At 69.5% G+C, this 10,678-nt stretch carries 11 protein-coding genes; 5 read left to right on the top strand and 6 right to left on the bottom strand.

Annotated features, from left to right (window positions below):
- Positions 1–97: 97 nt before the first annotated feature.
- Positions 98–874, bottom strand: coding sequence for an enoyl-ACP reductase FabI (gene fabI, locus ACFV9D_RS26390; RefSeq protein WP_385151053.1), 777 nt, complete (start codon positions 872–874; stop codon positions 98–100).
- Positions 875–879: 5 nt separating this feature from the next.
- Positions 880–1,599, bottom strand: coding sequence for a 3-oxoacyl-[acyl-carrier-protein] reductase (gene fabG, locus ACFV9D_RS26385; protein ID WP_385151050.1), 720 nt, complete (start codon positions 1,597–1,599; stop codon positions 880–882).
- 186 nt (positions 1,600–1,785) lie between these two features.
- Here fabG and ACFV9D_RS26380 point away from each other — a divergent pair, with 186 nt between their 5' ends.
- From ACFV9D_RS26380 to tyrS, 3 genes are all read left to right on the top strand, one after another.
- Complete coding sequence (locus tag ACFV9D_RS26380) at positions 1,786–3,309, top strand: TldD/PmbA family protein (protein ID WP_385151047.1); 1,524 nt, start codon at positions 1,786–1,788, stop codon at positions 3,307–3,309.
- Positions 3,310–3,415: 106 nt separating this feature from the next.
- Complete coding sequence (locus ACFV9D_RS26375) at positions 3,416–4,807, top strand: metallopeptidase TldD-related protein (RefSeq protein WP_385151044.1); 1,392 nt, start codon at positions 3,416–3,418, stop codon at positions 4,805–4,807.
- A 54-nt stretch (positions 4,808–4,861) separates the two neighbouring features.
- Complete coding sequence (gene tyrS, locus ACFV9D_RS26370; RefSeq protein ID WP_385151041.1) at positions 4,862–6,133, top strand: tyrosine--tRNA ligase; 1,272 nt, start codon at positions 4,862–4,864, stop codon at positions 6,131–6,133.
- Positions 6,134–6,215: 82 nt separating this feature from the next.
- On the opposite strand, the gene ACFV9D_RS26365 is transcribed toward tyrS, so the two are convergent.
- On the bottom strand, positions 6,216–6,491 hold the full coding sequence (locus ACFV9D_RS26365) for a GlsB/YeaQ/YmgE family stress response membrane protein (RefSeq protein WP_385151074.1): 276 nt from the start codon (positions 6,489–6,491) through the stop codon (positions 6,216–6,218).
- Positions 6,492–6,671: 180 nt separating this feature from the next.
- On the opposite strand from ACFV9D_RS26365, the gene ACFV9D_RS26360 reads away from it, so the two are divergent.
- Together ACFV9D_RS26360 and ACFV9D_RS26355 are read left to right on the top strand one after the other, a co-directional pair.
- Positions 6,672–7,028: a DUF3099 domain-containing protein gene (locus ACFV9D_RS26360; RefSeq protein ID WP_385151038.1), complete on the top strand. Its 357-nt coding sequence runs from the start codon at positions 6,672–6,674 to the stop codon at positions 7,026–7,028.
- A gap of 181 nt (positions 7,029–7,209) precedes the next feature.
- Complete coding sequence (locus ACFV9D_RS26355) at positions 7,210–7,464, top strand: hypothetical protein (RefSeq protein ID WP_385151035.1); 255 nt, start codon at positions 7,210–7,212, stop codon at positions 7,462–7,464.
- On the opposite strand, the gene moaA is transcribed toward ACFV9D_RS26355, so the two are convergent.
- From moaA to ACFV9D_RS26340, 3 genes are all read right to left on the bottom strand, one after another.
- On the bottom strand, positions 7,447–8,436 hold the full coding sequence (gene moaA, locus ACFV9D_RS26350) for a GTP 3',8-cyclase MoaA (protein ID WP_385151032.1): 990 nt from the start codon (positions 8,434–8,436) through the stop codon (positions 7,447–7,449). The genes ACFV9D_RS26355 and moaA overlap by 18 nt on opposite strands.
- Positions 8,437–8,588: 152 nt before the next feature.
- Positions 8,589–10,223 carry a cation acetate symporter gene (locus ACFV9D_RS26345; protein WP_385151029.1) on the bottom strand — a complete coding sequence of 545 codons (1,635 nt, stop codon included), beginning with the start codon at positions 10,221–10,223 and terminating at the stop codon, positions 8,589–8,591.
- Positions 10,220–10,597 (bottom strand): DUF485 domain-containing protein, encoded by a 378-nt coding sequence (locus ACFV9D_RS26340; RefSeq protein WP_385151026.1) that lies wholly within the window; start codon positions 10,595–10,597, stop codon positions 10,220–10,222. Before ACFV9D_RS26340 ends, ACFV9D_RS26345 begins: the two co-directional genes overlap by 4 nt.
- Between the last annotated feature and the right edge of the window lie 81 nt (positions 10,598–10,678).

Genomic DNA, 10,678 nt, shown 5'->3' with positions numbered 1-10,678 from the left:
TACTTTTCGACTGGGGGAGCCGGGCGCGGTACCGACCCGGGGAACTACTACGGCCGGGCCCCCCTCCGTGAGGGGCGCCCGGCCTTCGTACGACCGCTTACGCGCCGATCGCGTGCAGACCGCCGTCGACGTGCACGATCTCGCCGGTGGTCTTCGGGAACCAGTCGGACAGCAGGGCCACGACGCCCTTGCCCGCCGGCTCCGGGTCGGCGAGGTTCCACTCCAGCGGGGAACGGCTGTCCCAGACCGCGGCCAGCTCGGAGAAGCCGGGGATCGACTTCGCGGCCATCGAGCCGATCGGGCCCGCCGAGATCAGGTTGCAGCGGATGTTCTGCTTGCCCAGGTCACGGGCCATGTAGCGGTTGGTGGCCTCCAGCGCGGCCTTGGCCGGGCCCATCCAGTCGTACTGCGGCCAGGCGAACTGCGCGTCGAAGGTGAGGCCGACGACCGAGCCGCCCTCGCTCATCAGCGGCAGCAGCGCCATCGTCAGGGACTTCAGCGAGAAGGCCGAGACGTGCATGGCGGTCGCGACCGACTCGAACGGCGTGTTGAGGAAGTTGCCGCCGAGCGCGTCCTGCGGGGCGAAACCGATCGAGTGGACGATGCCGTCGAGACGGTCGCCGAGCTGCTCACGGACCTGGCCCTCGAGGCGGGCGAGGTGCTCGTCGTTGGAGACGTCGAGCTCCAGGACCTTGACCTTGTCGGGCTCGGGCAGCTTCTTGGCGATGCGCTCGGTCAGCGTCGGCCGCGGCCAGGCGGTGAGGATGATCTCCGCGCCCTGCTCCTGGGCCAGCTTCGCGGTGTGGAAGGCGATGGAGGACTCCATCAGCACACCGGTGATCAGGATGCGCTTGCCCTCGAGAATTCCGCTCATGGTGATCAGTGACCCATGCCCAATCCGCCGTCAACCGGGATGACGGCTCCAGTGATGTACGAGGCGTCGTCGGAGGCGAGGAACTTCACCGTGGCGGCGATCTCCTCGGGCTGCGCGTAGCGGCCCAGCGGCACCTGGGACACGATGCCCGCGCGCTGCTCCTCGGTGAGCACCTTGGTCATGTCGGTGTCGACAAACCCGGGCGCGACGACATTGAACGTGATGTTGCGCGATCCGAGTTCACGGGCGAGGGACCGGGCGAAGCCGACCAGGCCGGCCTTGGACGCGGCGTAGTTCGCCTGCCCGGCCGAGCCGAGGAGTCCGACGACCGAGGAGATCAGGACGACGCGGCCCTTCTTGGCCCGCAGCATCCCGCGGTTGGAGCGCTTGACGACCCGGAAGGTGCCGGTGAGGTTGGTGTCGAGGACGGAGGTGAAGTCCTCCTCGGACATCCGCATGAGCAGCTGGTCCTTGGTGACGCCGGCGTTGGCCACCAGCACCTCCACGGGACCGTGCTTCTCCTCGATCTCCTTGTACGCCTGCTCCACCTGCTCGGCGTCGGTGATGTCGCACTTGACGGCGAGGCAGCCCAGATCGGTCAGGGCGGCCGGCGGCTCCCCGGAGCGGTACGTGATCGCGACCTTGTCGCCGGCTTCGGCGAACGCGCGGGCGATGGCGAGGCCGATGCCCCGGTTGCCTCCGGTGACGAGAACCGAGCGGCTCAACGGATCACCCTTTCGATAGCGGTCTGAATACCGAAAACCTATCGGTCCGGCCCCTTCGCCGAGGAATCGACCCCTGACAGTGGCGTACGGAAGTCACTGTCGGGTCCCTACATAAAGCTCTGGGCGTGGCGCCCGAAAGCGCGACATGATCGGGGGCGACCGGTCTCACACGACAGGAGACATCCCGTGCCTCATTCCATCGACGCAGCCTTCACGGCGCTGCCGCTGCGGGCGCTTGCCGACGCCGCGCTCGCACGCGCACGTGCCCTCGGCTCCGGCCATGCCGACTTCCGTCTGGAGCGGGTGCGCAGCGCCTCCTGGCGGCTGCGGGACGCCAAGCCCTCGGGCTCCTCGGACACCACGGACCTCGGGTACGCGGTGCGCGTGGTGCACGGCGGGGCGTGGGGGTTCGCCTCCGGGGTCGATCTCACCATGGACGGGGCCGCGCGCGTCGCCTCGCAGGCCGTGGCCATGGCCAAGCTGTCCGCCAAGGTGATCGCCGCGGCGGGCTCCGACGAGCGGGTGGAGCTGGCCGAGGAGCCGGTGCACGCGGAGCGGACCTGGATCTCCTCGTACGAGATCAACCCCTTCGACATCCCCGCCGCGGAGAAGAGCGCGCTGCTCGTCGACTGGAGCGAGCGGCTGCTGCGGGCGGAGGGCGTCGCGCACGTGGACGCCTCGCTGATGACCGTCCAGGAGAACAAGTTCTACGCGGACACGGCGGGCACCGTCACGACCCAGCAGCGGGTCCGGCTGCACCCGCAGCTCACCGCGGTCGCCGTGGACGAGACGACCGGCGAGTTCGACTCGATGCGTACGATCGCGCCGCCGGTCGGGCGCGGCTGGGAGTATCTGACCGGCACCGGCTGGGACTGGGACGCCGAGCTGGAGCGGATCCCCGAGCTGCTCGCCGAGAAGATGCGGGCGCCGAGCGTGGAGGCGGGGACGTACGACCTGGTCGTCGACCCTTCGAACCTCTGGCTGACGATCCACGAGTCGATCGGCCACGCCACCGAGCTGGACCGGGCGCTGGGCTACGAGGCGGCGTACGCCGGGACCTCCTTCGCGACCTTCGACCAGCTGGGGAAGCTGGCGTACGGCTCGTCGATCATGAACGTGACCGGTGACCGCACCGCCGAGCACGGACTCGCGACCGTCGGGTACGACGACGAGGGCGTCGAGGCGCAGTCGTGGGACCTGGTGAAGGACGGCACGCTCGTCGGCTACCAGCTGGACCGCCGGATCGCGAAGCTCACGGGCCTCGGCCGGTCGAACGGCTGCGCGTTCGCCGACTCGCCGGGCCATGTGCCTGTGCAGCGGATGGCGAACGTCTCCCTTCAGCCGGACCCGGGCGGGCTGTCCACGGAGGACCTGATCGGGGGCGTCGAGCGGGGGATCTACGTGGTCGGCGACCGGTCCTGGTCGATCGACATGCAGCGGTACAACTTCCAGTTCACCGGGCAGCGCTTCTTCCGCATCGAGAACGGCAAGCTGGCCGGCCAGCTGCGGGACGTCGCGTACCAGGCGACGACGACGGACTTCTGGGGCTCGATGGAGAAGGTCGGCGGCCCGCAGACGTACGTCCTGGGCGGCGCGTTCAACTGCGGCAAGGCCCAGCCGGGCCAGGTCGCCGCGGTCTCCCACGGCTGCCCGTCCGCCCTCTTCAGGGGCGTCAACATCCTCAACACGACGCAGGAGGCCGGTCGATGAGCGCGCGCCACGAAATCTGCTGGGGGTCCGGCCCGCGGCGAAGCGGCAATCGGATGCAGTGTCCCCCGGGCAAGCACAGTCTCAACACGACGCAGGAGGCCGGTCGATGAGCCGCGTCAGCAAGCCGTACGAGATCGTCGAGCGGGCCCTGGAGCTGTCCCGCGCGGACGGGTGTGTCGTCATCGCCGACGAGGAGTCCTCCGCCAACCTGCGCTGGGCGGGCAACGCGCTGACCACCAACGGTGTCACCCGCGGCCGTACGCTCACGGTCGTCGCGACCGTGGACGGCGCGCAGGGCACCGCGTCCGGTGTCGTCTCGCGCTCGGCGGTGACCGTCGACGATCTGGAGCCGCTGGTACGGGCCGCGGAGGCCGCCGCCCGGGCCGCGGGGCCCGCCGAGGACGCGCAGCCGCTGGTCGAGGGCGTCGACGCCTCGCCCGACTTCACGGACGCGCCCGCCGAGACCACCTCCGCCGTCTTCGCGGACTTCGCGCCGGCGCTGGGCGAGGCATTCGCCCGCGCCCGGGCCGGCGGGCGCGAGCTGTACGGCTTCGCCAACCACGAGCTGACCTCGACCTACGTCGGTACGTCGACGGGGCTGCGGCTGCGGCACGACCAGCCCAACGGCACACTGGAGCTCAACGCCAAGTCCCCCGACCGCTCGCGCTCCGCGTGGGCCGGGCGTTCCACCCGGGACTTCAAGGACGTCGACCCGGCCGCCCTCGACGCCGACCTGGCGCAGCGGCTCGCCTGGGCGGAGCGCAGGATCGAGCTGCCGGCCGGACGGTACGAGACGCTGCTGCCGCCGACCGCCGTGGCCGACCTGCTGATCTACCAGCTCTGGTCCTCGACGGCCCGGGACGCGGTGGAGGGCCGTACGGTCTTCTCCAAGCCGGGCGGCGGGACCCGGCTCGGCGAGACGCTCTCCCCGCTGCCGCTGACCCTGCGCAGCGATCCGAACGAGCCGGGTCTGGAGTCCGCGCCGTTCGTGATCGCGCACTCCTCGGGCGACGACTCCTCCGTCTTCGACAACGGTCTGCCGCTCGCACCGATCGACTGGGTGCGGGAGGGGAAGCTGGAGCATCTGATCACCACCCGGCACACGGCGGGGCTTACTCGCTTGCCCGTGGCGCCCGGGGCCGGGAACCTGATCCTGGACGGCGGCGGCGAGCGTTCGCTGGAGGAGATGGTGGCCTCCACCGAGCGCGGTCTGCTGCTGACCTGCCTCTGGTACATCCGCGAGGTCGACCCGGCGACGCTGCTGCTGACCGGGCTGACCCGCGACGGCGTCTACCTCGTCGAGAACGGCGAGGTGGTCGGCGAGGTGAACAACTTCCGGTTCAACGAGTCGCCGGTGGACCTGCTGTCGCGGGCCTCGGAGGCGGGACGGACCGAGAAGACGCTGCCGCGCGAGTGGAGCGACTGGTTCACCAGGGCCGCGATGCCGGCGCTGCGGGTGCCGGACTTCAACATGAGCTCGGTCAGCAAGGGCGTCTGACCCCCATAGACTGAGTCACGGCGTGACGACCATCAATCAAGGAGACCGAGAATCGTGACGGACATCGTCGACGAGCTCAAGTGGCGCGGGCTGTTCGCCCAGTCCACCGACGAGGACGCACTGCGCAAGGCTCTCGCGGACGGTCCTGTCACGTTCTATTGCGGTTTCGACCCGACCGCGGCCAGTCTCCACGTCGGCCACCTGGTCCAGGTGCTCACCGTCCGCCGGCTCCAGCAGGCCGGTCACCGGCCGCTGGCGCTGGTCGGCGGGGCCACCGGCCAGATCGGTGACCCGCGGCCGACCGCCGAGCGCACCCTGAACGACCCGGAGACGGTCGCGAACTGGGTGAACCGGCTGCGGACGCAGATCGAGCCGTTCCTCTCCTTCGAGGGGGAGAACGCGGCGGTCATGGTGAACAACCTGGACTGGACCGCCGGCATGTCGGCGATCGAGTTCCTGCGGGACATCGGCAAGCACTTCCGGGTCAACAAGATGCTGACCAAGGACTCCGTCGCCCGGCGCCTGGAGTCCGAGCAGGGCATCAGCTACACGGAGTTCAGCTACCAGCTGCTCCAGGGCATGGACTTCCTGGAGCTGTACCGGCGCTACGGCTGCACGCTGCAGCAGGGCGGCTCCGACCAGTGGGGCAACCTGGTGGCGGGGCTCGACCTGATCCACCGGCTGGAGCCGGCCGCGGAGGTGCACGCGCTGGCGACCCCGCTGATGGTCAAGGCGGACGGCACCAAGTTCGGCAAGACCGAGGGCGGGGCCGTGTGGCTCGACCCGGAGATGACCACGCCGTACGCGTTCTACCAGTTCTGGCTGAACGTGGACGACCGGGACATCTCCACCTACATGCGGATCCTGTCCTTCAAGTCCCGCGAGGAGCTGGAGGAGCTGGAGCAGCAGACCGCCGAGCGGCCCCAGGCCCGGGCCGCCCAGCGGGCGCTCGCCGAGGAGCTGACGACGCTGGTGCACGGCGCCGAGCAGTGCGCGGCCGTCATCAACGCCTCGAAGGCGCTGTTCGGGCAGGGCGACCTGGCCGAGCTGGACGCGCCCACGCTCGCCGCCGCGCTCTCCGAGCTGCCGCACGCGCGTGTGGCGGAGCTCGGGCAGGTCGTGGACCTGTTCACCGAGGTCGGTCTGGCGCCGAGCAAGTCGGCCGCGCGCCGGACGGTGAAGGAGGGCGGGGCGTACGTGAACAACGTGAAGGTCACCGCCGAGGACGCCGAGGTGTCGGCGGACGAGCTGCTGCACGGCCGCTGGCTGGTTCTGCGCCGGGGCAAGAAGAACCTGGCGGCGATCGAGGTCGGCGCGGAGGGCTGACGCCCCGGGGCATGACGTGACGGAGGCCGGTACGCGCGTGATGTGCGTACCGGCCTCCGCCGTGTCCGGGCGCGGGCCGCCGTCAGGCCCGTTGCTTGTTGCCCTTGATCGAGGTCCACAGCATGTCGCCGACGCCGACCACGGCGACGGCGCCGACGAGTTGGAGCAGGTGGCGCGTCCAGTCGATGCCCCGGGTGTCCTCGACGCCGATCCAGCTCGCGACGGAATTGCCGAGAACACTGCCGATGATTCCGAAAACGGTCGTCAACCACAGCGGGATCTGCTGCTTTCCCGGAATGATCGCCTTGGCGATCAGACCGAGCACAAAGCCCACGATGATTGCCCACAACCAACTCATGGTCGCCTCCTCATGCGGCGCGATCTGCGCATGTGGGCCCAGTCTCGGCCCATGCGCCATACGGCGCATGTCGGACGGCGCCATACGTGCCCCGGCCTCCTCGGTCTCGGACGTCGGGCGTACCGTGGAGACAGGTCCGGACCGGGGAGAGTCCGGCGTGGACACTGGTGGTGGAATGCGATGCGGAAGCATGGCGGAACAGAGGTTTTCCGAATCACCGGAGCCCGTCAGGGCCTGTCCGACGATGTGCGCGGCCGGGAGCGACGGTACGTGATCTCGATGGCGGTGCGGACGCTGTCCGTCATCGCCGCGGTCCTGCTGTGGAACGTCGAGCGCCATGTGGCCGTCGTGGCCCTGGTGCTGGGTGGACTGCTCCCCTATGTCGCGGTGGTCATCGCCAACGCAGGTCGGGAGAAGCCGCCGACCCTTCCGTCCACGTTCGTGCCGGCACCGACCCGCCCGGAACTCACCGCCGGGGACACCCCTGAGGAAGCACCCGCGGAAGCCCGTACGGAACGTTCGTACGGTCAAAGTTGATCACCACAGCGACCTAAAAGCTCAAGAAAAGCTCAGATCAATCATGAAGTTCCGGTGCACCACACCCCATTCCCCGTGACATACTTCCTACGCGCTCCGCATCCCCCGTCGGAGCGACGGACCGATGCCGGGCAGCTCCCCCCGTGGCTGCTCGGCATCGCCATTGCTGGACAATGATCAGGTGAGTGACGAGACCCCGATCTGTTCCGCCAAGGGCTGCCGCGCCGACGCCGTATGGGTGCTGGCCTGGAACAACCCCAAGCTGCACACGCCCGAGCGCCGCAAGACCTGGCTCGCCTGCGAGGAGCACCGCGAACATCTCTCCCAGTTCCTGGGAGTACGGGGCTTCCTCAAGGACGTCGTGCCAATCGCGGAGTGGGAATCGCCCGGGGAGTCGGCCGGAGGGCCGGCCGGGGACTCAGCCGCCGATCGCTGACATCGGGCGCTCCGGCTGGAGGAAGCTCGGGTCGTCCAGGCCCGAACCGGCCTTCTTGCCCCACATCGCCAGCTTCCAGATCCGGGCGATCTCGGAATCGGGCGCGTCCGAGCGCAGGGCCGCCCGCAGGTCGGTCTCCTCGGTCGCGAAGAGGCAGGTGCGCACCTGCCCGTCGGCGGTGAGCCGGGTCCGGTCGCAGGCCCGGCAGAACGGGCGGGTGACGGAGGCGATGACGCCGACCGTGTGCGGTCCGCCGTCCACGACCCAGCGCTCGGCGGGGGCCGAGCCACGCTCGTCCGCGCCTTCGGGGGTCAGGGTGAAGCGGGTGCGCAGCGACTCCAGGATGTCCCCGGCGGTGATCATGCCGTCACGCTTCCAGCCGTGCTGGGCGTCGAGCGGCATCTGCTCGATGAAGCGGAGCTCGTACGCGTTCTCCACCGCCCAGGCCAGCAGGTCGGGGGCCTCGTCGTCGTTGAGTCCGGGCATCAGGACCGCGTTGACCTTGACCGGGGTGAGACCCGCGTCGCGGGCGGCGGCCATGCCGTCGAGCACGTCGTGGTGACGATCGCGGCGTGTCAGGGTCTTGAAGACCTCCGGCCGCAGCGTGTCGAGGGAGACGTTGACCCGGTCCAGGCCCGCTGCCTTCAGCGCGGCGGCCGTGCGCTTGAGCCCGATGCCGTTCGTGGTCAGGGACATCTTGGGGCGGGGCTCCAGCGCCGCGCACCGCTCGACGATGCCGACGAGGCCGGGGCGGAGCAGGGGCTCACCGCCGGTGAAGCGGACCTCCGTGACGCCGAGGTCGGTGACGGCGATCCGTATCAGCCGGACGATCTCGTCGTCGGTCAGCAGGTCGGGCTTCGCCAGCCACTGCAGGCCCTCTTCCGGCATGCAGTACGTACACCGGAGATTGCACCGGTCGGTGAGCGAGACGCGCAGGTCAGTGGCAACCCGGCCGTAGGTGTCGATGAGCACTGTGGGCCCCCTCCGCGTCTTTCGGTGATTTATACAGCGAGCCTACGCGAGAGCACCGACAACCAGCAGGGACCGTTTGGAACGAGGACCGACGCAGCCGCGTCGTAGGACTCTACGACGCGGCCGGTCCGTGGTCGCGCACCGTGTGCGGCTCAGTGCGCTCCGACACCGGTGAGCGACTTGACCTCGAGTTCCGCGTACTTGCCCTTGTCCGGCTCCTCCTTCGAGAGGAGGGAGCCGAGCCAGCCCAGCAGGAAGCCCAGCGGGATGGAGACGAGGCCCGGGTTCTCCAGCGGGAACCAGTAGAAGTCCACGGTCTTGAACATCGAGGTGGGCTTGCCGGAGACGACCGGCGAGAACAGCACCAGGACGACCGAGGAGATCAGACCGCCGTAGATCGACCAGAGCGCGCCCTGGGTGGTGAACCGCTTCCAGAACAGGCTGTAGAGGATCGTCGGCAGGTTGGCGGAGGCGGCGACCGCGAAGGCGAGGGCGACCAGGCCCGCGACGTTCAGGTCGCGGGCGAGCGCGCCGAGCGCGATCGAGACGATGCCGATGAGGACGGTCGCCCAGCGGGCGGCCCGGACCTCCTCCTTCTCGGTGGCCTTCCCGCGCCGGATGACATTGGCGTAGATGTCGTGCGCGAAGGAGGAGGACGAGGCCAGGGTCAGTCCGGCGACGACCGCGAGGATGGTGGCGAAGGCGACGGCGGAGATCACCGCGAGGAGGATGGCGCCTCCGGTGGAGTCGGCGCCGCCGCCGATCTCCAGGGCCGCCAGCGGGGCGGCCGTGTTGCCCGCCTTGTTCGAGGCGATGATGTCGCTGTTCTTCAGCAGGGCCGCGGCGCCGAAGCCGAGGACGATCGTCATCAGGTAGAAGGCGCCGATGATGCCGATGGCCCAGTTGACCGACTTACGGGCGGCCTTGGCGGTCGGCACCGTGTAGAAGCGGATCAGGATGTGCGGCAGGCCGGCGGTGCCGAGGACGAGCGCGATGCCGAGGGAGATGAAGTCCAGCTTCGAGATGCTGGTGAGGCCGTACTTGAGCCCGGGCTCCAGGAAGGCCTGGCCCTTGCCGCTGTTGGTGGCGGCGGCGCCGAGCAGGTCGGAGAGGTTGAAGTTGAACTTCAGCAGGATGAGGAAGGTGATCAGGAGCGTGCCCGCGATGAGCAGGACGGCCTTGACCATCTGCACCCACGTGGTGCCCTTCATGCCGCCGATGGTGACGTACACGATCATCAGGACGCCGACCAGGGCGACGATGGCGATCTTGCCGCCGTCGCTGGTGATGCCGAGGAGCAGCGAGACGAGGACACCGGCGCCGGCCATCTGCGCGAGCAGGTAGAAGATCGAGACGACGATCGTGGAGGTGCCGGCGGCGGTACGGACCGGGCGCTGGCGCATCCGGTAGGCGAGGACGTCGCCCATGGTGAACCGGCCTGAGTTGCGCAGCGGTTCGGCGACCAGGAGCAGGGCGACCAGCCAGGCGACCAGGAAGCCGATCGAGTAGAGGAAGCCGTCGTAGCCGAAGAGCGCGATGGCGCCCGCGATGCCGAGGAAGGACGCGGCGGACATGTAGTCGCCGGAGATCGCGAGGCCGTTCTGGAAGCCGGTGAACTGGCGGCCGCCGGCGTAGAAGTCGGCGGCGCTCTTGGTCTGGCGGCCGGCCCAGACGGTGATGAAGAGGGTGGCGACGACGAAGGCACCGAAGAGGGTGATGATCAGCGGCCGGTGCTCGCTGGTGGCGTTGCCCGCCGCGAGCTGTACGGCCTGGTGGATGCTGCTCACGCGTCGGCCTCCATACGGGACTTGATGGCCTCGGCCTTCGGGTCGAGGCGGTTCGCCGCGTGCCGCGAGTAGAGCCAGGCGATGAGGAAGGTGGTGGCGAACTGGCCGAGGCCGAGGACGAGCGCCACGTTGATGTTGCCGAAGAGCTTGGTCCCCATGAAGCCGCCCGCGTAGTTGGAGAGCAGCACGTAGAGCAGGTACCAGGTGATGAAGGCGATCGTGAGGGGGAAGGCGAAGGAGCGGTACGTGCGGCGCAGTTCGCCGAATTCCGCGCTCTCCTGCACCTCGACGAACGCCTCGGTCGTGGGCTGGACGGGGCCGGTCTGGTCGGCGTACGTGCCGCTTCCGGGCGGCGGCGGTGCTTCGGTAGCCACGGACTCTCCTCGTGACGCGGGTGCGGTGGGCATGGACAAAGGGGCCTCACTGGGGGTGGGGGAAGAGCGCTCCGGCCGGAG

The sequence above is a fragment of the Streptomyces sp. NPDC059875 genome (assembly GCF_042731085.1).
Classification (GTDB): Bacteria; Actinomycetota; Actinomycetes; order Streptomycetales; family Streptomycetaceae; genus Streptomyces.
The sequence above is the reverse complement of the archived record's forward strand: the minus strand, read 5'-3'. Positions and strand labels throughout refer to the sequence as shown.